Source organism: Arthrobacter sp. KBS0703 (assembly GCF_002008315.2).
GTDB lineage: Bacteria > Actinomycetota > Actinomycetes > Actinomycetales > Micrococcaceae > Arthrobacter.
Genome location: NZ_MVDG02000002.1, coordinates 223,958 through 247,005, shown reverse-complemented (window position 1 = coordinate 247,005; position 23,048 = coordinate 223,958). Strand labels below are relative to the sequence as shown.

Genomic DNA, 23,048 nt, shown 5'->3' with positions numbered 1-23,048 from the left:
GGGTATGGAAGGCAGAGCAGTTGCGGAGACGTTGGAGGCCATGGAGGCCTCTCTCGCTGCCATGGCTGCACTTGCCGGTAGCGGGGCCGGGAAGGTCGCCTCGACCGGTGCTGACCCCCTTCAGGACGAAGCGGACGCTTGCCTGGACGGGCTGGCTGCGGCTGCCCGGGTGGAAGCCGGCATGGCCGCGCTGAAAGTGCACTTCGCCGCCGGATACGCCCACGCTTCCGCAGCCATGGCCGCTCCGGCCGCTTCCCCGCAGGAGCGCAGCGCCCAGGCAATGGCGGTGATAGCAGAGGTGGCCTGTGCCCTGACCGTGAGTGAAAGATCGGCGGCGGCCTTGTTGGCGGAGTCAGCCACCCTGACCACCGCGTTGCCCCTGACGCTGTCAGCGCTGCAGTCAGGGAGCATTTCGTGGCAGCACGCACGGGTGATGTGTGATGAAACATCCGGTCTGGACCCCGCCGCTGCTGCTGCCTTGGAGGCCCATTTCCTGGACCCCGAAGCTCCCTTTGCTGCGCGTGGCTGCCCGGCGGCAGAGCTGGTGCCGGGCAGGTTCCGGGCCAAAGCGCGGAGCTGGCGCGAGCGGCATCATCCTGTAAGCATCGAAGCACGCCACAGCAAGGGCGTGCAGGACCGTCGGCTGGAATATGCCCCGGACCGGGACGGCATGGCCTGGCTCTCGGCCTATGTGACTGCGGACGTGGCCGCGTCTGTTTGGTCCCGTGCCACGGAAGCCGCGCGTGCCCTGCAGGGGCCCGCCGAATCCAGAACGCTGACCCAGCTCCGTGCGGACGTCGCCGCTGACTGGCTGCTGGCGGGGGTGGCTGAAGGAACGCCGTCACCCAAGGCGCAGGTCCTGGTGACCGTTCCGGTGTTGTCGCTGCTGGGTGCCGGCACGGAACCGGCCACGCTGGATGGGTATGGTCCCATTCCGCCGAGCATGGCCCGCCGGCTTGTCGGGGATGGTGCCGGATCATTCCTGCGCGTGCTCACCGATCCGCGCAGCGGAGCGCCGCTGGAGATCGGACGCACCAGCTACCGGGTTCCGAAGGCGATGCGCCATTGGTTGCGGCTCCGGGACGGCCGGTGCCCCTTTCCCGGCTGCAACAACCATTCCTTGGATAATGAAGCAGACCATCTGCTGGCCTGGTCCGAGGGAGGCGGCACCGGCATCACCAACCTGGGCCAGCCATGCCGGAGGCACCACCGACTCAAACACACCACAGCATGGAGGCCGGTTGACGCCACCCGGGACCAGCCGCCCAGCTGGATCTCTCCCGCGGGACGCTCCTATCCCAGCGAACAACAGGACTGGGAACCGCCCGACTGGCCGGACGTACTTGCCAGTACATCCGGTCCCGGAGGGACCGGGCCACCATTTCCGGTGGATCCCTTGCCTGACTGGGCACTATTCATCGCGGCGTAGGATCGACTCTCGCCGGTCCTGCCCGTTGCCCGTTGCCGTTGCCGGTTGCCGGTTGCCCGTTGCCCGCTGCCGTTGCCCGCTGCGAATGGCGGGGACGCCCCGCCGTCGGCTAGCTCTCCAGCAGCCCGCCGCCGGCCCAGCGCCGGAGCGCGAGCTTCTCCGCGTCGTCGAACTCCATGAGGGCAAGGCGGCACAGCTCTTCAACATTCCGTGTCCACGCAGCGGCGAGGTCCCTCGCCGGCATGTCGTCCGGGAGGGATCCGCCCGCGTACACCACGCCTTGGATCACGAAGTTGACGGCTGAGCGGGACACCGGCTGCCCGGCCGCAACACAGTCATCCCGGACGGTCCGTGCCAGTTCGCTGCGGTTGCCGGAGTGCTCGCGCAACTTCGCCTCCAGGGACAGGAAAACCTGCCGGAACTGTTCGGCAGACAGCGCCGGCACGTCGGTGACCCGGGTGACCTGCTCCTCGATGGCCGGCCGGGCGGCGGGTGCCAGCGAGGAGAGCTCCGGCGAAAACCTCTTGGCGTCCCACACCCAGCCGGGCGACGGCGTGGACGAGTACTGAACGCCCTGGCCGATCTGGGCGATCCAGGCCCCGAACTTTCCGAAGCCGCCCCAATCGGTCTTGAGTGACGGGTCTGCGGTCAGGGCCCTGTGCGCCGCAACTGCCCCGGTGACCGGGCCCGGCGCGGCCTGCACCAAGGATCGGACCTCGTCGGCCGCCGTCGTCGCGGCCCTCGGGACACCTGGTGCGGTGCGGGGCGGGGCGCCAGGTCCGGCAGACGCCACCATGCGGGGCATTCCGGCCGAGGTTCCGTTGAGGATTGCCACGAAGTCGTGGGACTCCACTACGCTGTCCGCCATCTCCCGGTACGCGAACGCCACAGCACCGGCAGCGATGACGGTGGTCATGCGGTCAGCCGCCCGGAACCGCTGGACCAGGGAGGTGAAGTCCGCGTCCGCCGACGCGATGAAGAATTCCTCGACGTGTGCCGCACCGGACAGTGCGTCCACCGCGTCCAGCACCAGATTGATGTCGGTGCTGCTCTTGCCCCGTTGCGTGAGGGAGGGGCAATCGATCACGCGGAAGCCCGCCCTGGTCCAGTACGGCCTGTACTTGGAGTAGATCACCGGATTGAGATAGCAGTTGCGGATGAGGAAGCGCCGGGATTCCTCACCTGCGCCGCCATCAGCCAGCGCCTCTGTCCAGTGCTTGGGATCCTCGGCGAATCTCTTGGCCGCGGCCGGGTCCAACGCCATCAGGCCCGTGTAGACGTTGTCGAAGTCAACGAACATCGCGGCGCGGATACCGGGCCGCCTGGACTGTTGTTGAGGTTCCGTCATCGGCTCAGTGTGCCAGCAAGAGTGGCGGACGGACCAGAGGCGGGTCTATCGGCCCAAGAATTCGAGCGCCTGTGTGACGAAGCTGCGGTGGTGCTGGAAGATGCCGCCGTGGCCGGCATCGGGATAGATGATGAGCTCGCTGCCGGGGATGCGCCTGGCAAGGTCCTCCGTATTGACCGTGGGGACCATCCGGTCGTTGTCGCCGTTCACGGCCAGAACCGGCTGGCGAATGACCGACAGATCGTCGGGTTTCTGCAGCCCCCAGCGATGGATCGCTTTCAGCTGGGCGCGATATCCACGGAACGTAATCGTACGGTCGCGGCCGGCTGTCCGCTCCTTGAGGCGGGCGAGAAACTCCCGCGCTGACCGTTTACCGTTCACGGTCCGGGTGAAGAACAGGAATACCTTCGGGTCCTGAAAAGTGAGCAGCGCGCGGCCAAGATCCCTGGTGGCGATGCCTGTCACGTTCTGGATGCCGTCGCCGCCGGCAGGCCCCGTCCCCGCGAGGACGAGTTTGCGGACAAGTTCCGGGTACCGGAGTGCCAGACTCTGCGCGATCATGCCCCCGAGGGAGAAGCCGAGAATATCGACACGATCCAAGCCGAGGGCCCTGATGAACGCAACTGCATCGTCGGCCATCGCCTCGACTGAGTCGCGGACGGCCCCCGTCGAGCCTCCGACGCCGCGGTAGTCGACGGTGATCACCCGGCGCTGCGCGGCAATGCCATCAACCACGCGGGGATCCCAGTTGTCGAGATTGGCGGAGAGGTGGGTGAAGAAGACCACCGGTATCCCGGTGCGGGGCCCGAGGTCGCGAAAGGCGATCCGGTCTCCGCCGACAGTGACAGTACGAGTTACCGAGTCCTTGTACGCGGCGATCAGCCGGTCCCCGGCGCCTTGGTGATTGCTCATGATGATTCCTCGCCCTTCGCCAGGATGGTTGGTAGTTCGTTGTCGACGACGACTTTTCCGCGGCCGCCGCCGGCTCCCGCGGCGGATACCGCCTGGCGTGTCTGGTCGACCGGGAAGACCTGACCGACCACCGGGCGGATAGCGCCGGCATCCACCAGGGACGAGATCTCCTGCAGCTGGCCGCCGTCCGCCCGCATGAACAGAAACTCGTAGCTCACGTTCCGACGGCGGGCTTGGCGGCGAATGCGGCTGCTCAGCACGGTCATGGCCAGCCGCAGGGGTGCACTCGCGCCGATTTCCTTGGCAAACCGCGGGTCCGGCGGACCTGCGATGCCGATCACCCTGCCTCCGGGCCTGAGGACTCGGAGGGACCTCTCCAGGTTCTCGCCGCCGACGCTGTCCAACACGAGGTCATAGCCGTGCAGGACGTCCTCGAAGTCCTGGCTCCGGTAATCGATGACGAGATCCGCGCCCAGTTCACGAACCCAGTCCGCGTTCGATGCGCTGGCCGTGGTGGCGACGAAGGCGCCGAGGTGCTTCGCCAGCTGGATCGCGATCGAGCCCACCCCTCCGGCGCCCGCGTGGATCAGGACCTTCTGCCCGGGATTGACGTTGCCGCGTTCCACGAGCGCTTGCCACGCGGTCAGGGCGACCAGCGGCAACGAGCCGGCCTCCCGCATGCTGATCGACGCGGGCTTGAGAGCCAGGTCGTCTTCGTGCACCGAGATGCGCTCGGCAAACGTCCCAACCCGGTCCTTGGCCGGACGGGCATACACCCCATCCCCGGGCCGGAACTTTCGAACCCCTGCGCCAACGGCGATGACAACGCCGGCCAGGTCGTGGCCGAGGATCAGCGGCATCCGGTAAGGCAAAATTTGCCGGAACTCGCCCAGACGGATCTTCTCATCGAGCTGGTTGACGCCCGCGGCCTTGACCTCCACCAGCACGTCACGGGCTCCTACGGCCGGTTCGGGCACCTCGGCCTGGCGCAGCGGACCCTTGTAGTGGTCGATGACGAACGCCTTCACTTGTCTTCCCCCTTCACGTTGGCCCGGATTTCTGCAGAGGCGGGGCCGATAAGCTCCGGGTAAAGCGCGGGGATCGGGGCGCTGAGAGCGGCTTTGACGGCTGAGGTCAGCTCGTCAGCGATCACCTCGAAATCGCCTGCTTCGACAGCGTCGAAGGTGATGCGCACGAGGTCGGCGGGCTGCATTTTCGGTCCGGTAGCGTGTGCGGCCATTGCCGTGTCGACATATCCCACATGCACGCCGACCACATGCGTGCCCTTGGGGGCGAGCTCGAGGCGGAGGGAGTTCGTGGCCGACCACAGTGCGGCCTTCGCGGCACTGTATGCGCCGCCCCAGGCATGCCAGCTCGCGACCGAGTGCATGTCCACGATCACGGATTCCGGATGCGATGTCAGAACTGGCGCGAACGCCTGGGCGAGCAGGACGGGACCGAAGAAGTTCGTCTCCATCGTCTCGCGTATCTGCCCTTCGGAAAGGTTCAGGATGGAGTCGCCGTCAATGTACATGCCGGCGTTGTTGATGAGGACCGTGACATCTTTCGCGGCCAGGGCGGCGGCAGCGCGGGACACCGGGCTGTTGATGTCGAGCTTCAACGGCACGACGCGGTCGTCATCCCAGTCTTTCGGGGTTCGCGCCGTCGCGTACACCTTCGCAGCGCCTCGGGCGACGGCCTGATGTACAAACTCCGTGCCGATTCCGCCGTTGGCGCCGGTGACGAGCACAGCGGCTCCGTCTAGTGATGGCATTAGGATCCTCCTGGTGAAGTGTTCTGACTATACTCATAATCGAGTACGCTCAAGAATTATTCCCACGAGGATTGTGGATAATCGACTCATGCCTGCTGAACCTCGAACCCCCGGCCGTCGCGAGCGCAACAAGCAGGAGAAGCTCGATCGGATCACGTCCGCGGCCCGCGAACTGTTCAGCGAGTACGGCGTCGACGAGGTCACAACACAGCAGATCGCCGACAAAGCCGATGTGGGTACGGGAACGCTCTTCTTCTATGCGAAGACGAAGGCGGAGCTCCTCCTCCTGGTGCATAACGTCAAGTACGCCGAAGCCATTGACGGCGGGGTCACAGTTGCCGGTGCGACACCGGACATCCTGGACGCCATCATGGCCATCGTGCAGCCGATCGTGGCGTGCAACCGAGTACAGATCGAGAACGGCCGCACGTATCTTCGGGAGCTCGTCTTCGGCGATCCCGACGAATACCACCACAAGGTGGGGCTCGAACTGACCGGTCGGGTGGACGATGCGATCGCCGGAATTCTGCGCAGGGGTGGCGACAGGAACGAACACGATGCGGCCCAGCTGGCGAGGATCATCTCGGCCGTCATGTTCATCAACATGACGGCCACGGTTTTCACGAGTCTTAGTGACGACTCGGTCGTCGGGAACATCCGCGACCAGGTGCGGACACTTCTGGGCGCTCAGCGCAAAGAAGCCGCAGCCGGCCACGTCGCCGGATGATGCATGAGCGGGCGCTTAGACGAGCGGCCACGGGTACCGCATGCCGGTGCGGTCAACGGGCAGCACCCGTTCGCGCAGCAAGCGCTGCACGCGGTGCTTCAGGGCCGCGACCTCCGCGTCGTCGAGGAGCTCGGCCACCTCGGGAGGCGCGGCATCGGCGAGCGGGGCGATGTCCTCGAGCAGGGTCTCCGGTATGGGATCGCCCGCGAAGTCCCAGATCACGGTGCGCAGTTTGAAACCCGCCGAGAAGCACAGCCCGTGGTCGATGCCCCACACCCGTCCGTCATGGCCGCGCAGCACGTGCCCGCTTTTGCGGTCGGTGTTGTTGGCGACGTAATCGAACAGGGCGATCTGCGACAAGTCGCGGTGGGTCTCGGGTGAGTCAGCGTACAGAGTGAAGTAATGCTCCCTGAAGTCGCCCTCGATGAACCACTGCAGCGAACCGATCCCCAAGGGGGCTTCCCCGCGGATCACCGTCGGCGGCACAAGCCCCCACGCCAGGGACTCGCTGAGCAGGTACGCCGCGCGTTCCCGCCGGTACAGCCCGGGCTCGAAATCGGACAGCGGCCGTTCCCCGGCCTCCGGCTTGTAGACCGCATAGGCCGAGTCGTCCCCGCAGGAGACCCGGACGAGGAACGTCTGGTTGCTGCTGCGCGGGATGCGTCCGAGCAGCTCGACCCGGCCCTCGCCGAGCAGCGTCAGCTCCCGGCCGGACACCGGCTGTCCCGTTTCACGGTCTGTCCCAATTCACTGTCCGTCCCATTCACGGTGCCCTCAGCCCGCTCAGGGGCTCCGACGTCGAATTGACCATGAGGACGGCGGGTGCCTGACCTTCCACATACGAGATGGCCGACACCGAGCCCGGGCTGATGACGATCCGCTGGAAGAGGTCCAGGTGCGTGCCCAGGGCGTGGGCGACGGCGGCCTTGATGGGATCGGCGTGGGAGAAGCAGACGACGACGCCCCCGGCATGGGCTGTGCGCAGTACCTCAAGTGATCCGACGATCCTCGCCTGCATCTGCGTGAAGCTCTCGCCATTCGGGAAGCGGAAGGCGGACGGGCTGTGCTGGACGGTCTGCCACTCCGGCAGGGCCGCCAGTTCGGCGAGGGCGGCGCCGGTCCACTCGCCGAAGTCACATTCGAGCAGGCCGGCGTCCTGGTTCACTTCAAGTCCCGTGCGGGCTGCGGTGGGCTCCGCCGTCTCGCGGGTGCGCTCCAGCGGCGAGGAGTAGATGCCATCGACCGGAAGGCCCGCGAGCCGTTCCGCGACCCGTTCGGCCTGGGCCCGGCCGCGGTCGGACAGGTGCAGTCCCGGGACCCGCCCCGGCAGCACTGTGCCCGTGGTCGGCGTCTCCCCGTGGCGCACCAGAAGGAGGAGCGTGCCCTGGGGCCTCGACGGCGGTGCCGATGGTGGCGGCGTGGTTGCTGCAGTCATCAGGATCTAAGCCTAGCGGCAGGGGCCCGCGCGGGTATCGGAGGAATTTGCTCGATTCCCGGCACCTTCGGGGACTACCGTAGAGGGGTGAGTGATCGCCCCGATATCTTCACTGTTGGCGAACTGCGTGCTGCCGGCCACGTGCACAAGGACCTGCGCCACGAAATCCGTGACAACCTGTTGGCCGCGCTCGCCGCCGGCCGCGACCCCTGGCCCGGGATGTACGGTTTCAGCCGGACCGTACTTCCCCAGCTGGAGCGTGCCCTGATCGCCGGCCACGACGTGGTCCTGCTCGGCGAACGGGGACAGGGCAAGACGCGGCTCCTGCGCACGCTGGCCGGGCTGCTGGACGAGTGGTCGCCGGTGATCGAGGAATCGGAACTGAATGAACACCCGTACGAGCCGATCACCGAGCACTCCCGCGCCCGTGTCCTCACGGAAGGGGACCGGCTGCGGGTGGCGTGGCGCCACCGCTCGGAGCGTTACGTCGAAAAGCTCGCGACGCCGGATACCTCCGTCGCCGACCTCATCGGCGACGTCGACCCGATGAAGGTGGCCGAGGGCCGCCGACTCGGAGACCCGGAAACCATCCACTACGGCCTGGTCCCGCGCTCCAACCGAGGGATCATCGCCATCAACGAACTGCCCGACCTCGCCGAGCGCATCCAGGTGTCGATGCTCAACGTGATGGAGGAGCGCGACATCCAGATCCGCGGTTACGTGCTGCGGCTGCCCCTCGACGTGCTCGTCGTCGCGTCCGCCAACCCGGAGGACTACACGAACCGCGGCCGGATCATCACGCCCCTGAAGGACCGCTTCGGCGCCGAGATCCGCACCCACTACCCGATAGAGCTGGACGACGAGGTCTCCGTCATCCGGCAGGAGGGGCGGCTGGTGGCCGACGTGCCGCCCGTCATCCTCGAGATCCTGGCCCGCTACACCCGGGCGCTGCGGCAGTCTCCGGCGATCAACCAGACCTCCGGGGTGTCCGCGCGGTTCGCCATCGCGGGCGCCGAAACCGTCGCCGCGGCAGCCCTGCGCCGGGCCAGCGTGCGCGGCGAGGACGAGGCTGTCGCCCGGATCATCGACCTGGAGGCCGCCGTGGAAGTCCTCACGGGGAAGATCGAGTTCGAATCGGGTGAGGAAGGGCGTGAACAGGCCGTCCTGGACCACCTCCTGCGCACGGCCACCGCCGAGGCCGTGCGGGCGCACTTCCAGGGGATCGACATGGGTCCACTCGTGACGGCGCTCGACGGCCACAAGACCGTGACCACCGGGGATCAGGTCACCGCCCGTGAGTTCCTCCACAATCTCCCGTCCCTCAACGGATCCGGCCTCTACGACGACATCAGTGAGCGCCTTGGCGCGAAAAACGACGGGCAGCGCGCCGCCGCCGTCGAACTTGCATTGGAAGGTCTCTACCTCGCCCGGCGGATCTCCAAGGAGTCCGACGACGAGGAGACGATCTACGGCTGAGTAGCTCAAGGCTAGGCACAGGAGGCTTCATGGGCATTCATCACCAGTCCTCCAGATACGGCCGGTACACGGGAGGGCCCGATCCGCTCGCCCCGCCGGTTGACCTGGCCGAGGCGCTTGAGGCTGTCGCCGAGGACGTCATGGCAGGCTACTCGCCGCGGCATGCCCTGCAGGAGTTCGTGCGGCGCGGCGGCCGCAACAGGGAAGGGCTCGACGACCTCGCCGGGCGCGTTCAACAGCGGCGGAGTGAACTGCTGGGCCGCCACCGGCTGGACGGCACGCTCAGCGAAGTCCAGAAGCTGCTCGATACTGCGGTGCTGGAGGAGCGCAAGCAGCTGGCCCGCGACGCCATGATGGACAACAACGACCGCGCCTTCCGGGAGTTGCAGCTGCAGAACCTGCCGCGGTCCACGGCGGCAGCGGTCAACGAACTCGCCTCCTATGACTGGCAGTCGAGCACCGCACGCGAAGCCTACGAGCGGATCAAGGATCTGCTCGGCCGCGAAATCCTTGACCAGCGGTTCGCCGGCATGAAGGAAGCGCTCGAGAACGCTACGGATGAGGACCGCGCGGCCGTGAACGAGATGCTGCGCGACCTCAACGAGCTCCTCGGCAAACACCGGCGCGGCGAAGACACCGACGCGGACTTCCAGGAGTTCATGGCCCGGCACGGCCGCTTCTTTCCGGAGAATCCACAATCAGTCGAGGAGCTGGTGGACGCGCTCGCCCAGCGTGCGGCCGCGGCACAGCGGCTCCTGCAATCCATGTCCCCGGAGCAGCGCGATGAGCTGATGCGGCTGTCCGCCCAGGCGTTCGGCTCGCCCGAGCTCATGGCCCAGTTGGATCAACTCGACGCCAGCCTGCGCTCCCTCCGCCCCGGCGAGGACTGGTCCGGCTCCGAACGCTTCGAGGGCCAGGAGGGACTCGGGCTCGGTGACGGCACCGGCGTGCTCCAGGACATCGCCGAACTCGACGAGCTGGCCGAACAGCTGTCCCAGTCCTATGACGGGTCGCGGCTCGACGACCTGGACCTAGACGCCCTCGCCCGCCAGCTCGGACAGAATGCCGCCGTGACGGCCCGCACCCTCGCGGAGATCGAGCGGGCAATGCAGGAGCTGTCTCTTATACACATCTAGATGTGTATAAGAGACAGGGGCCGACGGCGACCTCCGGCTGTCACCGCAGGCCATGCGGCGGCTCGGCAGGTCGCTGTTGCGGGACACCGCCAGGCAACTGTCCGGCCGGCAGGGGCGCCAGATGTGTATAAGAGACAGTTGCCGGAGCGGCCGGCGATCAGACCGGCTCCAGCCGCCAGTGGGAGTTCGGGGACGCCGAGCCGTGGGACGTCACCCGCACCATGACCAACGCGATCCGCCGCACCATTGCCGACGGCGGTGATCCGGGCCGCGGACTGCGCCTCGCCGTGGGTGACATCGAGGTGACCGAGACCGAGGCGCGCACGCAGGCCGCCGTCGTCCTGCTCGTGGACGTGTCGTTCTCGATGGCGGCCGAAGGGCGCTGGGTGCCCATGAAACGCACCGCGCTGGCCCTGCACCACCTCGTCTCCACCCGGTTCCGCGGGGACCGGCTCCAGCTGATCACCTTCGGCCGCTACGCGCAGTCCATGGACATCGGCGAACTCACCGCCCTGCCGGCACTGCGGGAGCAGGGAACCAACCTGCATCACGGTCTGCTGCTGGCCAGCCGGTTCTTCCGGCAGCACCCGTCAATGCAGCCCGTCCTCCTTGTGGTGACCGACGGCGAACCCACCGCGCACCTGCTGGCCGACGGCGAATCGTGGTTCTGCTGGCCGCCGGACCCGGAGACCATCCGCGTCACGGTCACCGAGCTGGACCGCCTTGGGCGTGCCGGCACGCAGGCAACGTTCTTCCGGCTCGGCGACGACCCCGGCCTGGAACGGTTCGTCCAGCGCATGGTTCGCCGGATCGGCGGGCGGGTGGTTGCGCCCGAGACCGGGGACCTGGGGGCTGCCGTGGTGGGGGAGTACCTCCGCGCTCATTTCCGCGGCCGCCCCTACGACGACGCCGACTGGGCTTCCTAGCCGGCCGGGACGGCCAACAACGCAAGCGGACGACGGCGGGAGGACCCGCCCTCGTCCGCTCTCCTCTGGGCGCAAGGCATTACTGCGGGGCGGGTTCGCCGTCGAAGCAGGATGCCGTGACGCCGCCGTCCATGAGGAAGTCGCTGCCGGTGATGAACGCGCTGTCCTGATGCTCTCCGGTTCTCCGGTATTCCACCCTAGGAGCCTTCAACCACGGGCGGGAGGCACTGGGAGTACCTGTATCAACGGCCCCTCCCACGCGAGGATTGTGTCCTGTTGTATGGATATGCCCCACGAAAGGAACACCCATGGCTACATGGCTCATCACAGGATGCTCGACCGGACTCGGCCGGGCCCTGGCCCAGGCAGTGCTCGCCCGCGGCCACAACGCCGTCGTCACAGCACGAAACGCTGCCGCGGTGCAGGACATCGCGGCCGCTTTCCCCGACACTGCACTGGCCCTGCCCCTCGACGTCACCGACCGGGCTCAGATCGGCGCAGCGGTGAAGCAGGCGCGAACGCGCTTCGGCGGCGTCGACGTTCTGGTCAACAATGCCGGCTACGGATACCGGGCGGCGGTGGAGGAAGCGGACGACGCCGACATCAGGCAGTTGTTCGACACGAACGTTTTCGGCGCCGTGGACATGATCAAAGCAGTCCTCCCGGACATGCGCGCGAAAAGAGCGGGATCCATCCTGAACATCTCCTCCATCGGAGCGCGCATCTCGCCGGCCGGATCCGGATATTACTCGGCAACAAAGGCGGCCCTGGAGGGCCTGTCCGGATCCCTGCACAAGGAACTGCAGCCGCTCGGCATCAGCGTCACCGTCGTCGAGCCCGGCGCGTTCCGCACCGACTTCGCCGGCCGCTCACTCACGCAGTCTGCGACGGCGATCGGGGACTACGCGGAGACGGCCGGGAAGCGGCGCAAGGAGAACGACACGATGCACGGCACCCAGCCAGGCGACCCGGCCAAAGCCGCGGAAGCGATCCTGGCCGTCGTCGAAAGTGCCAACCCGCCGTCGCTGCTGGTGCTCGGCAAGGACGCCTACGACGCGTTTGCAGCCGTCGCGCAGGCAGCGCGCACGGAACTGGGCCAATGGCGGGACCTCAGCCTCAGCACGGGAATCGACGGCTGAGTTACAGCCGACGGCCACAACTTGCCGCTCACACCTCAAGGAGAAGTTTTGGAAATCCAGCCCAAGACGCCCAGCGTCAAAGGACCCGCGGAAATGTTCACCGGGGATGTGTACTTCGACGTCATCGCCGCCCCGCAGCCCGAACCGTCGCGAATGCGCGTGAACTCGGTCCACTTCGCCCCCTGCGCCCGGACGGCCTGGCACTCCCACGCCGTCGGCCAGACCCTACACGTCACCGAAGGCGTGGGACTGGTCCAGGCCCGCGGCGGGGAAATCCTCGTGATGAAGGCCGGCGACACCGTCTACACGCCGGCGGGCGAGTGGCACTGGCACGGCGCCGCACCCGACCATTTCATGACCCATCTGGCCATGTGGGAGGCCCCTGCCGAAGGACCCGAATCCGCGTGGGGCGACCTGGTCACGGACGAGGAATACGGCAACAAATAGAACACGCCCGCGGGACTGCCCCCTATCCCTGCGAGGGGTGCAGGCCCTTGGCGTACGCTGCCTGCCCCACATGCTGCAGGCAGTCGGCGATGGTGCTGACCAGCCGGACGCCGAGGGTGACGGGCGGGTCCCAGCGCCTGTCGACGATGCGGTCCAAGTCCCCGTCGCCGAGGGTCTTCACAAACTCCACGGTCTGCCGGTGAACGGCGTCGTAGTATTCGAGCAGCAGCTCCGGCGGGGCCTGCACCGCGTCAACCTGGTGCGACGAATGGCCGTAGCCGGTGTCGCGCTCGGGCAGCGCCAGGCCGAACCGGCCGGCAAATTTCTGCGCGGTCCAGACCTGTTCCAGGCCGGCGGCGGAGGCAACCTGGGCGTCCTCCACCCGGCCGAGGTGCCAGACGAGCCAGGCAATGGAGTTCCCGGTGCCTGCCGGCCGGTGGACCAGGGACCCGTCGTCGACCCCTTCAAGGGTGGCGGCCACGGTCTCACGGATCCGGCTGAAGCAGTCCAGCAGCAGTTCGTTGGATTTCATGGCGTCCCCTGACTGTCCGTTTCGGTGAGCCCCATGCTTGCATGGCCGCGCAGCTCTGGATAGGGGCGGGGCCCGCGGGGAGCGGGCGCTGCCTCAGCCGTCTCAGAGTTCGATGGCCCAGCCGTCTTGGTAGTCACGGTGGTCTCTGTAGGGTGATGCCATGCACATGAGGACGAATTCGCTGGTGCCGCCGACTTCGCTGGGGATGTCGGTGACGAGCGGGACGTTGGCCAGCATCTGTCGTTTGGCGGCGCCCTCAGCGAGGATGCGGCCGGGATTGAACCGTGCGATGTAGACCCGGTCTTCGGCTTTGCATTCGAGGTAGCCGGGTGCATGGTCGGCGCGGGCGTCGAGGACGGTACGTTCGTTGGCGGAGTAGAGAGCCGCGGTGTCGCTCCCGGGTTCACCGAACCATTCCCAGGGCGCTGGTGATGCGGCCAGCGCGACTGCTTCGTCTTCGGCGATTCGGGCTTCGAGGAAGGCGATGATGTCCATCCCTTAATCCTGCCACCCTGCGGGCACCAATTCTCAGCACCGTCCGGCGTGTGCGAGGGCCAGACGCTCCGCTCCCTGGGCGTTGAGGGCGGTTGTTGCGACTGGAGACGATTGGAAGAGGCATTCCCCTCGGGCGTTGTGGAGAGCCGGCCATAGGCTTGCCGCCCAGGCCATTTGCCGCTCGTCGTCGCTGAAGGTCCTGCCGCGGGCCTGTTCGTAGGCGCGGATGAATGCCGCCGAGCTTCGGATCGGTGCGAGCGTAGGGGTGCGGGCGCTCGCAAAGGCGCCGGATGCGGCTCCAACAATTGCGGCTTCCGGAAGGCCCACGAGACTGTCCCAGTCGTGGATCGCCCACGCGCCGCGCCCCTTCCACCGGATGTTTTGGGCTTCCCAATCGCCGTGCCCGACGACGTCCGGCAACACGGACGCTCGCAGCCGTTCGGACGCCCGTTCTGCCATCTCACCGACCCAAGCCGGGACCAGCGACTGATCCATCCGGTCAATGGGATCGTTAGGTGGCCAGAGAGCACCGGCCGTGTAATTCCAGTCCATCCAGGGCGGGGGAGGGCCCAGCCCTTCGGGAGAGCAGGGTTCCAGCGTCCTTAATGAGTCCGGCCAGTAGCTCGCCCGAGCGGCCGGCTTGTACGGGTCCGTCGCCCGCCATCATTTCTCCGCCGGGCCGCCGCTCTTCACCGGAGACAACGAGTCCGTTCGCCAGGGTTTGCGCCCCCGTGATCGGGCGCGCACGGCAGTCCGCTGTCGGCTGCCAGCTGCTGAACCTTCAGGCAGCCGTCGATGCGGGCCGGGGAATCGTCTCTGACCTTGATTGCGATAGAGCATGCACGGCCGTCTCGAATCTGAAGATCGTGGACATTTGACCGCCGTCGGCCGGGGTGATTGGCTCCAGCGTTCCGGGGCCCAGCTCGTGTTCGCACCAGGCGAGGACAAGCTGGTCAAGCCCTTCGTGGTTCATCACACCACCCTAGGCGGGATGTTGTTCAGGACGCTTTGCCGGCCATCCAGATCGTCCAATAGTCCACTTCGTTGATGACCCCGGAGCGATCGATCTTGGTTGAGATGAAGTCGATCAGCGTGTTGAGCTCGGCGTCGGTGAGTTCGTGCAGAATGGAGCGTCCCGTGCGCGCTTTCAGGTCCGAGCGCAGGGCGTCGAACGATGCGTAGGCTCGGCGCCGCTCGGAGATAGTCCGCGTGCTCACCGTGGCGAAGCCGGCGGCCCCCATCGATGCAGTCACGCTTTCGACCTCCGGCCGTCGGCTCGACTCGAATGCGATCAGCCCGGGGAATACTTCAAAGAAATACCCGCGCAGGTGCTGCGCGCTGCCCGGCTGAAGGATGTCGCTCATGGTGCGGTCCTGGACCATGAGACTTCCTCGGGGTGACAGGATCCGGTGTGCCTCTTCGAACGCGGGCTGCGTGTCCGGAAGGTGGTGGATAAGCGCCCGCTGGAATACGACGTCGTACTGGCCTGCGGGCAGCCCCGTGCGGGCTGCCTCGGCGACCCGGAAGCTCAGATTTGGATGTTCGCCGGCCCGGTCCTGCGCTGCGCCGATCATTTGTTCCGAGGAGTCGATGCCAATGACGGAATCGGCGCCAAGGTCCAGCCACGCGGTGGAGTAGATCCCGCCGCCGCAGCCGACATCGGCTACGCGGAGTCCGCGGGGATCCATCAGGGTCGTCACAGCCTGTTTCCAGCTCGTGTCGGCGATGCGCGTCGCGTAGGTGTTGCGGTTCCGGGGGCTGGTGAACTCGATGCCCATCATGCCTCTTCCATGTAGTGCTTCCCGTTAGGGGCTATCGACCCAGTAGCGGCGTTTGCCGTTGCGGGTGTCCTCGTAGATGCCGCCGTTCTTTTCGATGATCGCCCGTGAGCCAAGGAACACGTCCCCGTCCCCGATCCACAGGTATGTGCAAGGCACGTACCCAGGCTTCCGCGAACTCTCCGGCAAAGCATCCTTGACGAGTGCGTCGACAAAACGGCGGAAGGACAAGGCATCTCTGAGTTCTTCCAGAGGCGGGCACTCCCCGCCGCCGTGCCTGTGGCCCCCGCAAATTCTGCAGATCCCTCCAGCCAGGAGGAGTGGTAACTTACGTCCGGAGCGATAAGGAGAGCCATCACAAGATCCTATTCGAATGGCCTGCAGCGTTTCAGGACATCCTCCTTCAACAGGATCCGGGGCATCTCAGGATCGGTGTTGTCCACTACCTGTGTTGCACGATTCCAAGGTTGAGCCGCCTCGAAATGGCGGCGTTGGCCGCCCACATACCTGCGCATCGACTGATGTTCAGGGTCCGGGTGGCTTCCGTCTCGTACTGACATTCGACGTGCCGTCTCCGTAAACGGACGTCGAGAAAACACGAGTAGTCCCAACAGCCCGCCAGTTCGTCACGGTGAAGAAACATACCCTCGACGATGACTACGGCGTTCTCCGCCGCCTGCATGATCGGAGGATTGAGCCTGACGTCCTGATGGTGGTCGGTGGCCGCCGGGCGGTAGGACCCGCTCCCTCCTCTTCTGAGTGGGAAAAGCACATGGCGAAGTAGAGCCTCGTAGTCGTAGGTGTCGAGCCAGAATCCTTCCGGAGAGTCGCGCCCGCGCCGGTGGCGGACCGCCCGGAGATTGAGGAAATCATCAGCATGGATGACGATGACTGGCCTCACTCGGATGACTTCCGCCAGGTCATTGGCAAACGTGGATTTCCCGCTGCCGTCCACACCATCGACTGCGATGAGGATTCGCCCGGCCTCGTCCGCCAAGAATTCCGTAGCCAGGGATTGCAGCACGCGTGCCCTATTGGCGGCCGCAGGTGGCGGTTCGGTCATCGGCAGTAGTGGCGGGCCGTCGAGTACGAGGATTGCTCTCGCGGGCAGGACGGTCACGCCGCCCAGATAGTGACCGGCAAACCCCTTGAAGACCATACGGACAGTCAACCTCATCGGGCTTCCCGCAACTATCGACGCGCGGATTTGCTTCAGGAGCGGATTTGCTCAGGAAGTGAAGACCTCTTTCGCGACGGTGATGGCGGACATTGCTTTTGGCCACCCGGCGTAAAAGGCGAGGTGGATGATCACTTCTTTGAGTTCGGTTTCCGTCAGGCCGTTGGCCTTTGCCCGGACGAAGTGTCCGCGGAGCTGTTCGGTGCTGCCGCTGGTGATCAAGCTGGCAACGGTAACGAGGCTGCGGTCCCGTGGGGTGAGTTCGCTGCGCTCCCATATGTCTCCGAAAAGCACGTTGTCTGTGAGGTCGACGAGCTTGGGGGCGAAGTCGCCAATGAGTTGCTGGGCGCGGGTCTGATTCGAATCGCTCATCGAGCAGTCCTTTCGTGGGATGGGTGGGGCAGGCCGGGCGGCAGGTTGCCCGGGTGTGACTAGCTTTCAACGAAGCCGGTGCGGCGTAGCCAGGATTCGATGTCCGCGGCAGCATCTTGGACTTCCTCACCCCGCACGGCTAGTCCTTCACCGATGGTCGCCCCTGGACAGGATCTGGCGTAGTCCTGCCCGGTGGTGCCGAGCCCGCTCATGGCGTAGGTGGTGACCGGGTGGATTGTTTTGCCGGTGAAGTCGTACCTATCGGCGAACGTTGTCATGATCATCGGTGCACGGACGCTCCAGATGCCGCTTGCCAGCAGCACGGTGTCGTACTGGTCGATGGATGGCAGACGGCCGGCCATGGCCGGTCGGTCGTCCGCGTTTTGCTCGCGGACGTTGCGTGCGACGGTGGCGTCGTAGCCGCCAGAGCGCCGGCCAATGGCCCTTTGGCGGTTGGACATCAGGCGATCCTGCGTCCGCCCAACCAACTCACCATGGCGGGGTCACGGTGATCAAAGAAGAGGCTGGCACCGGTGTCCAGGGAGGCCATCTGGCTCATGTGCTCATCTGTGAGGGTGAAGCCGAAGACGTCGAGGTTCTGGGCCATCCGTTCCGGACGCACGGACTTGGGGATCACGACGACCTCGCGCTGGATGAGCCACCGGAGCACCACCTGGGCGACAGACTTGCCATGTGCCTCGGCGATGGCGCTGAGGACCGGATCGGTGAACAGGTTGTTGCGGCCCTCGGCGAACGGCCCCCAGGACTCTATCTGGACGCCGCGTTCGCGCATCAGCGCCTGATCAGTGGCGCGCTGGTGGAAGGGGTGGGTCTCGATCTGGTTGACGGCCGGGACGATCTCGTTGTGGTCGATGAGGTCGACAAGCCGGTCGGGGTGGAAGTTCGACACGCCGATCGCGCGGGCCAGGCCTTCTTTGTTGATTTCCTGCATGGCCCGCCACTCGCTGTAGTAGTCCCCGAGCGGCTGATGGATCAGGTAGAGATCGAGGTAGTCCAGTCCGAGGCGGCGGAGGGAGTTTTCGAAGGAACGCCTCGTGTCCTCTTCAACGCTGCCGCTGGGGACGTGCTGGATCCAGAGCTTGGTGGTGACGAACAGGTCTTCGCGGGCGATTCCGCTCGCTTTGATCGCAGCACCGACGGCAGCCTCGTTGCCGTAGGAGGCCGCCGTGTCCAAATGGCGGTAACCGGCCGCCAGGGCGGCTTCGACGGCGGCCTGGGTTTCGTCGTCGGGGATCTGGAAGACGCCAAAGCCCAGGATCGGCATCTGGACGCCGTTGTTGAGTGTCACGCTGTTCATGGGGATTCCTTTGTTCGGTGAGTGCTTATCGGCCGGTTTGAATGTGGGCGGCTTCGTAGTCCAGGTCGCTGACGGGTTCCAGCCAGGTGGCGCTCTTCCCGTTGTCGTGCTCGACCATGGCGAGGTGGCACATCATGTTGTCCGGGGTTGCGCCGTGCCAGTGTTCCTCGCCGGGCGGGGTGTGGACCGTGTCTCCGGGACGCATGAGGATGACGCTGCCGTCCCGGGCGACGACGATCCCGATGCCGTCGGTGCAGTGCAGGGTCTGGCCCAGGGGGTGGGAGTGCCAGTTTGTCCGGGCACCGGGGGCGAAACGGACCATCGCGGCCACGAACCTGGAGGGAGCCTGGGCGTTGTGAAGCGTGTTGAGATACACGCCTCCGGTGAACCGGTCGCTAGGGCCTTTAGCCGTCGGGGTGGTGGGTATGAGCTGCATCTGTGCCTTCGTCTAATCGGGTGTCATTTGGTCATTAGAGTTACGGTTTTGCGTCCCGCAGCCGGACGGAGGTTGCGACGAGGATGAGGAGGATGACGGCGGTGGCGCCAAGGCCAATGCGGAGCCCATCCATGAAGCCGTGCCCGGTGAGTAGGGCGCCATAGATGGCGACGCCGAGCGAGCCGCCGACCTGCCGGGCGGTGTTGATGACTCCGCTCGCGGTCCCTGCGGTGTCCGCCGGCACGTGGTCCATGACGAGGGCGATAATCGGGGGAACGGTGAAGGATCCGCCGATGCCGACCGGGATCATGGTGAGCGCCACGAGCAGGGTGGGCACGTCGTCGGGTAGCAGCCACAGGCCGGCCAGGCCGACGGCCATGATCAGTTGGCCGGCGATAACCATGGCAACGTTTCCGTAGAGGGCCATCAGCCGGGCCGCCAGGGGGTTGAGGAGGGCGACAAGGCCGGTCATCGGCAGAAACAGGAGCCCGGCCTCCAGCGCTGTCGCGCCGCGTTGCTGCTGGAAGTAGAGGCTTTGGAGGAAAACGACGCCGTAGAAGGCCGCCATCGTGGCGGTCGCTATGGCCAGGGCGCTGGAGACCTTTCGCGAACGGATAAGGTCCAGAGGGACCATTGGGTGCCTCCCGCGGGCCTGCGCCATCAGGAATGCGGCCGCCGACCCGGCACAGACAGCGAACATGGTGAGGATTTCGGGTCTTCCATATCCAACCGCCGCGCCTTCGATGATGCCGTAGGTCAGGCTGGCCAGGGCAAGCACGGCGGTGATCTGCCCGAGCCAGTCAAAGGGCATCGGGCGCCGCCGCGACGGGGCGACGCGGGAGAGCACCAGGAGGGCGGCCGCCCCGACCGGAAGGTTGACGAAGAAAATCAGCCGCCAGTCGATCTGGGTGAGAACGCCGCCTAGCACCGGACCCGCCGCTGCGGCGACGGAGCCGCCCAGGCCCCAGTACACGATGGCCCGGCCGCGCTGGGCCGCGTCATGGTAGGCCTCACGGATGAGCGCCAGTGAGCTGGGCGTGATCATCGCCGCGCCGATGCCCTGCAGGATGCGGCCGGCGACCAGGGCCGGGAGACTCGGGCTGAATGCGCATGCGGCGGATGCGGCGGTGAACAGGATCATGCCGAGGCCATAGGCGCGCCGGGCCCCCGTCCGGTCGGAGAGCGTCCCGGAGAACAGTTGAAGGGCGGAAAACATCAGGGTATAGCCGGTGACTATCCATTGCAGTCCGGATAGGCCGCCGCCAAGGTCGTTTCTGATCTCGGGCAGGGCGACGTTCACGATCTGGGTATCGAGGGCGACAACGAAGAAGCCCAGCATGGCTAGCGCCAGCGAAGCGCGCGGACGGGTCACGGTTGTCGTAGGGCTGACAGCCGACACGGACATGGTGTCCTTTCGGACGAGGGGGAAACTGGACTCCTTCAAGAAAACCAGCCCATTCCTGCACGTGGGAGTTCCTGCTGTGCGGTGTACTGCCAGTTCCTGTTAGGGATCACCGTGCCGCCGTAGCGTAGAGGCCATGGAGAACAGCAAAGACGCCCGCGAGTTCCTCATGAGCCGGCGGTCGCGCATCACACCGGCCCAGGCCGGGCTGCCCGCTTACGGCGGTACGAGGAGGGTGGCCGGCCTCAAGCGCGAGGAAGTGGCCATGCTCACAGGCGTCAGCACCGAATACTACGCCCGGCTTGAAAGGGGGAACCTGCGGGGAGTCTCCGAGAGCGTCCTCGAGTCCCTCGCCGGCGCCCTCCAGCTCGACGAGGCTGAGCGAGCCCACCTGCTTGACCTGGCCAAGGCCGCCGCGCCGTCGCGGGTATCAGGAACGCGTCGGGTCCGGGCAGAACTGCGCCCCAGCATTCAACGGATCCTGGCCGGGATGACAGGCACGCCGGCATACGTCCGCAACTCACGCATGGACATCGTGGCAGCCAACAGCCTCTGCTTCGCCCTCTATACGGACATCCTCTATACGGACATCCTCGGCCCCGACACCCTGCCACTGAACCTCGCCCGTTTCATGTTCCTGGACCCACGATCCCAAGACTTCTTCCTCGAATGGAGCGCCATCGCTGATGACCTCGCCGCCGCGCTCCGAACCGAAGCGGGACGCAACCCGCGCGACAGGGCTTTGAACAGCCTGATAGGCGACCTCGCAACGGGAAGCGCGGAATTCTCGACCCGCTGGGCACGGCACAACGTCCGCTTTCACCGCTCAGCCCGGAAGACGCTGCACAACCCACTGGTCGGCGACATCGAACTCACAGGCGATGCACTCGAACTCCCCGGCGAGGGTCTGACCCTTATCGCTTACACCGCCGAACCGGGAAGCCATGCCCAGGAACAACTCGACTTCCTCACCAGCTGGAGTACCACCAACCAGCCTCCGACCGAATCAGCTCCGGCCAGCCCGCACACCGCACCGACCAAGCCATCCGCAGGTGACTCGAGAGACTAGCCGAGCGACTAAAAGCGCTCACGAACGCGCGTGAGCCATTCGGCAAATAGGGCTTGAACGAGGTCGGGTTGCTCGTGCAGCAGAGCGTGGCCGGCGCTATCGAGTACGGCAAACGTAGCGCGAGGGTAGTGCTCGACCAACTCCCACGGGCCTGTGTGCCCGGCCGTGGCATCCTGCCGCCCGGCAAGGACCAACACTGGCTGAGGAACGTCGCGAGTATGCGCGCCAACCGGGCAGATCAGAGCTAGCCCGACAGCCTGATCAGCTCTGCGATTCGCAATCGCACGGGCCAAGTACCCACCGTAAGAGTGACCAATGACAAGAAACGGTTCATCACCAACGGTGCTGTCGATAAAGCCAAGGAGAATGTCCAGGACGTCATCGTTCTCGTGATCGTCCCGGCTGCCGGGGTGCGGCCCATCCCCGGCAGGTCGGGATACAGTCGCCGAACGCCAGGCACGCTGCTGAATATCGGTTCAAGAGCGCCGGAGATCTCCCTGTGATCCACCCCGGCCCCGTGCAGAGCTAGAACCGGCGTGCCGCTGCCGTACTCGGCGTAATGCACAGGCACCTCGCTGACCATAGCTTCCATCCAGCCAGTGTAAAAGGCGGGCGCGGTCATGCGGGGTCGAAGCGAGGGTGCGTGCGCTGCCGGCCCAAGCCGCCCGGCGTATCATGGGTCGCGAAACTCAAGGTAAGCGGGGCGCTGAGCATGACCCACGATCGAGAACGCAAAGAAGCGCCGGCCGGGAACGTTGCGCTCGTGACCGGTGCGAGCCGAGGCGTAGGCCGCGGCATCGCAATCGGCCTTCTGGCGGCCGGGTTTCGCGTTTACGGCACGGGCCGCTCGATCGACCAGGCGGACTTGCCGCAGCAGATACGGCGCCTGCGCTGCGACCATCTCAAAGATGAAGAGACGGTGCGCGTCTTTGAAGCGATCCGGTCTGACACTGGCCGCCTCGATCTCCTCGTCAATTGCGCCTGGGGCGGCTACGAGAGGATGGTCGAAGACGGCGTGTTCACGTGGGCTGCTCCGTTTTGGGAACAACCGCCGCATCGCTGGACCGGCATGATGGACGCCGGCGTTCGGGCGGCGTTTGTGTGTTCCGCGCGCGCGGCGGGCATGATGACGCCACGGCAGAGCGGCCTGATCATCAACATCAGCTTCTGGGCGGCGCAGCGTCACCTGGGCAACACCATCTACGGCATCGCCAAAGCAGCGACCGACAAGATGACGTCCGACATGGCCGTCGAGCTGAAGCCGTTCGATATCCCGGTCATCTCGCTGTACCCCGGTCTGGTTCGAACTGAGGCCGTCCTGGCAGCGGCGAAAAGCGGGGCGTTCGATCTCTCGACCAGCGAAAGCCCTGAATTCATCGGCCGCGTGATCAATGCGCTGTTCCACGATCCGAACCTGATGTCGCGGACCGGCCAGGTGCTTGTTGCCGCCGCGGTGGCGAAGGAGTTCGGCGTCCTGGACACCGACGGAAGTTCGCCGCCGGCGCTGACACTGGCGGACATCTAGGACTGTCAGACCAACGCCGCACGAATGCTCCTGTCTCCCTCAGCCGAATCACGAAGCTCTTACGCCAGGCTCCGTTTCCAGGCTGCCGAGGAATTGCACATTCGCAGGTTCTGACCTGCGGTCTCTGATGATGGCCTGGAGACCATCCTCGAAGTCCGCGCGTCGTGACTACTGCTCGTAAGCCGTGGAGGGAGC

25 protein-coding genes and 1 pseudogene are annotated in these 23,048 nt (G+C 66.0%); 9 read left to right on the top strand and 17 right to left on the bottom strand.

The annotated features are described in order from the left end of the window. The first annotated feature begins 4 nt into the window (after positions 1-4). Positions 5-1,429 (top strand): HNH endonuclease signature motif containing protein, encoded by a 1,425-nt coding sequence (locus B1A87_RS21685; protein WP_185982432.1) that lies wholly within the window; start codon positions 5-7, stop codon positions 1,427-1,429. A 109-nt stretch (positions 1,430-1,538) separates the two neighbouring features. Here the strand turns inward: B1A87_RS21685 and B1A87_RS21680 are convergent, their stop codons facing one another. The 4 genes from B1A87_RS21680 to B1A87_RS21665 are packed head-to-tail and all read right to left on the bottom strand — an operon-like array spanning position 1,539 to position 5,463. Beyond that, positions 1,539-2,777 carry an NYN domain-containing protein gene (locus B1A87_RS21680; RefSeq protein WP_078029648.1) on the bottom strand — a complete coding sequence of 413 codons (1,239 nt, stop codon included), beginning with the start codon at positions 2,775-2,777 and terminating at the stop codon, positions 1,539-1,541. 45 nt (positions 2,778-2,822) lie between these two features. After that, entirely contained in the window at positions 2,823-3,689 is an 867-nt protein-coding gene (locus tag B1A87_RS21675) for an alpha/beta fold hydrolase (RefSeq protein ID WP_078029649.1), read from the bottom strand. Continuing rightward, entirely contained in the window at positions 3,686-4,717 is a 1,032-nt protein-coding gene (locus B1A87_RS21670) for an NADP-dependent oxidoreductase (RefSeq protein ID WP_078029650.1), read from the bottom strand. The genes B1A87_RS21675 and B1A87_RS21670 overlap by 4 nt, the downstream gene beginning before the upstream one ends. Then, positions 4,714-5,463, bottom strand: coding sequence for an SDR family oxidoreductase (locus tag B1A87_RS21665; protein ID WP_078029651.1), 750 nt, complete (start codon positions 5,461-5,463; stop codon positions 4,714-4,716). The genes B1A87_RS21670 and B1A87_RS21665 overlap by 4 nt, the downstream gene beginning before the upstream one ends. Before the next feature lie 88 nt (positions 5,464-5,551). Here B1A87_RS21665 and B1A87_RS21660 point away from each other — a divergent pair, with 88 nt between their 5' ends. Then, entirely contained in the window at positions 5,552-6,190 is a 639-nt protein-coding gene (locus B1A87_RS21660) for a TetR/AcrR family transcriptional regulator (protein WP_078029652.1), read from the top strand. A gap of 15 nt (positions 6,191-6,205) precedes the next feature. On the opposite strand, the gene B1A87_RS21655 is transcribed toward B1A87_RS21660, so the two are convergent. Next, positions 6,206-6,907: an SCO1664 family protein gene (locus B1A87_RS21655; RefSeq protein WP_078029653.1), complete on the bottom strand. Its 702-nt coding sequence runs from the start codon at positions 6,905-6,907 to the stop codon at positions 6,206-6,208. A gap of 46 nt (positions 6,908-6,953) precedes the next feature. Then, entirely contained in the window at positions 6,954-7,625 is a 672-nt protein-coding gene (locus B1A87_RS21650; RefSeq protein ID WP_078029654.1) for an MSMEG_4193 family putative phosphomutase, read from the bottom strand. An 87-nt stretch (positions 7,626-7,712) separates the two neighbouring features. On the opposite strand from B1A87_RS21650, the gene B1A87_RS21645 reads away from it, so the two are divergent. The 4 genes and pseudogenes from B1A87_RS21645 (at position 7,713) to B1A87_RS21625 (ending at position 12,749) form a co-directional block, all read left to right on the top strand. Next, the gene (locus tag B1A87_RS21645; protein WP_078029655.1) at positions 7,713-9,101 is read left to right on the top strand and encodes a sigma 54-interacting transcriptional regulator; all 1,389 of its coding nucleotides are present in this window, start codon (positions 7,713-7,715) and stop codon (positions 9,099-9,101) included. A 29-nt stretch (positions 9,102-9,130) separates the two neighbouring features. Then, positions 9,131-11,163 (top strand): annotated as a pseudogene (locus tag B1A87_RS21640) (VWA domain-containing protein). Between the two features lie 308 nt (positions 11,164-11,471). Further along, a complete protein-coding gene (locus tag B1A87_RS21630; protein ID WP_078029657.1) occupies positions 11,472-12,302 on the top strand; it encodes an oxidoreductase in 831 nt (276 codons plus the stop codon). A 48-nt stretch (positions 12,303-12,350) separates the two neighbouring features. Beyond that, complete coding sequence (locus B1A87_RS21625; protein WP_078029658.1) at positions 12,351-12,749, top strand: cupin domain-containing protein; 399 nt, start codon at positions 12,351-12,353, stop codon at positions 12,747-12,749. A gap of 22 nt (positions 12,750-12,771) precedes the next feature. Here B1A87_RS21625 and B1A87_RS21620 read toward each other — a convergent pair whose 3' ends face one another. The 10 genes from B1A87_RS21620 to B1A87_RS21575 form a co-directional block, all read right to left on the bottom strand. Beyond that, complete coding sequence (locus B1A87_RS21620; protein WP_078029659.1) at positions 12,772-13,281, bottom strand: mycothiol transferase; 510 nt, start codon at positions 13,279-13,281, stop codon at positions 12,772-12,774. Between the two features lie 102 nt (positions 13,282-13,383). Continuing rightward, positions 13,384-13,776: a DUF6221 family protein gene (locus tag B1A87_RS21615; RefSeq protein ID WP_078029660.1), complete on the bottom strand. Its 393-nt coding sequence runs from the start codon at positions 13,774-13,776 to the stop codon at positions 13,384-13,386. 998 nt (positions 13,777-14,774) lie between these two features. Next, entirely contained in the window at positions 14,775-15,557 is a 783-nt protein-coding gene (locus B1A87_RS21610) for a class I SAM-dependent methyltransferase (RefSeq protein ID WP_221937617.1), read from the bottom strand. A 24-nt stretch (positions 15,558-15,581) separates the two neighbouring features. After that, on the bottom strand, positions 15,582-15,713 hold the full coding sequence (locus B1A87_RS24400) for a hypothetical protein (protein WP_260681110.1): 132 nt from the start codon (positions 15,711-15,713) through the stop codon (positions 15,582-15,584). Positions 15,714-15,996: 283 nt separating this feature from the next. After that, entirely contained in the window at positions 15,997-16,713 is a 717-nt protein-coding gene (locus tag B1A87_RS21600; protein ID WP_260681109.1) for a uridine kinase, read from the bottom strand. A 69-nt stretch (positions 16,714-16,782) separates the two neighbouring features. Further along, on the bottom strand, positions 16,783-17,103 hold the full coding sequence (locus B1A87_RS21595; protein ID WP_078029662.1) for a carboxymuconolactone decarboxylase family protein: 321 nt from the start codon (positions 17,101-17,103) through the stop codon (positions 16,783-16,785). Between the two features lie 59 nt (positions 17,104-17,162). Next, on the bottom strand, positions 17,163-17,564 hold the full coding sequence (locus tag B1A87_RS21590; RefSeq protein ID WP_078029663.1) for a flavodoxin: 402 nt from the start codon (positions 17,562-17,564) through the stop codon (positions 17,163-17,165). Then, complete coding sequence (locus B1A87_RS21585; RefSeq protein ID WP_078029664.1) at positions 17,564-18,421, bottom strand: aldo/keto reductase; 858 nt, start codon at positions 18,419-18,421, stop codon at positions 17,564-17,566. Before B1A87_RS21585 ends, B1A87_RS21590 begins: the two co-directional genes overlap by 1 nt. A gap of 25 nt (positions 18,422-18,446) precedes the next feature. After that, the gene (locus tag B1A87_RS21580) at positions 18,447-18,857 is read right to left on the bottom strand and encodes a cupin domain-containing protein (RefSeq protein ID WP_078029665.1); all 411 of its coding nucleotides are present in this window, start codon (positions 18,855-18,857) and stop codon (positions 18,447-18,449) included. A gap of 40 nt (positions 18,858-18,897) precedes the next feature. Next, the gene (locus B1A87_RS21575) at positions 18,898-20,262 is read right to left on the bottom strand and encodes a DHA2 family efflux MFS transporter permease subunit (RefSeq protein WP_078029684.1); all 1,365 of its coding nucleotides are present in this window, start codon (positions 20,260-20,262) and stop codon (positions 18,898-18,900) included. Between the two features lie 133 nt (positions 20,263-20,395). On the opposite strand from B1A87_RS21575, the gene B1A87_RS21570 reads away from it, so the two are divergent. Next, entirely contained in the window at positions 20,396-21,328 is a 933-nt protein-coding gene (locus B1A87_RS21570; RefSeq protein ID WP_078029666.1) for a helix-turn-helix transcriptional regulator, read from the top strand. Positions 21,329-21,336: 8 nt separating this feature from the next. Here B1A87_RS21570 and B1A87_RS24395 read toward each other — a convergent pair whose 3' ends face one another. Then, positions 21,337-21,696: an alpha/beta fold hydrolase gene (locus tag B1A87_RS24395; RefSeq protein ID WP_260681125.1), complete on the bottom strand. Its 360-nt coding sequence runs from the start codon at positions 21,694-21,696 to the stop codon at positions 21,337-21,339. Between B1A87_RS24395 and B1A87_RS24390 the strand changes: the two genes are divergently transcribed. Next, positions 21,637-21,831, top strand: coding sequence for a hypothetical protein (locus tag B1A87_RS24390; RefSeq protein WP_260681108.1), 195 nt, complete (start codon positions 21,637-21,639; stop codon positions 21,829-21,831). The genes B1A87_RS24395 and B1A87_RS24390 overlap by 60 nt on opposite strands. Before the next feature lie 209 nt (positions 21,832-22,040). Then, the gene (locus B1A87_RS21560) at positions 22,041-22,853 is read left to right on the top strand and encodes an SDR family NAD(P)-dependent oxidoreductase (protein WP_078029667.1); all 813 of its coding nucleotides are present in this window, start codon (positions 22,041-22,043) and stop codon (positions 22,851-22,853) included. Positions 22,854-23,048: the final 195 nt, after the last annotated feature.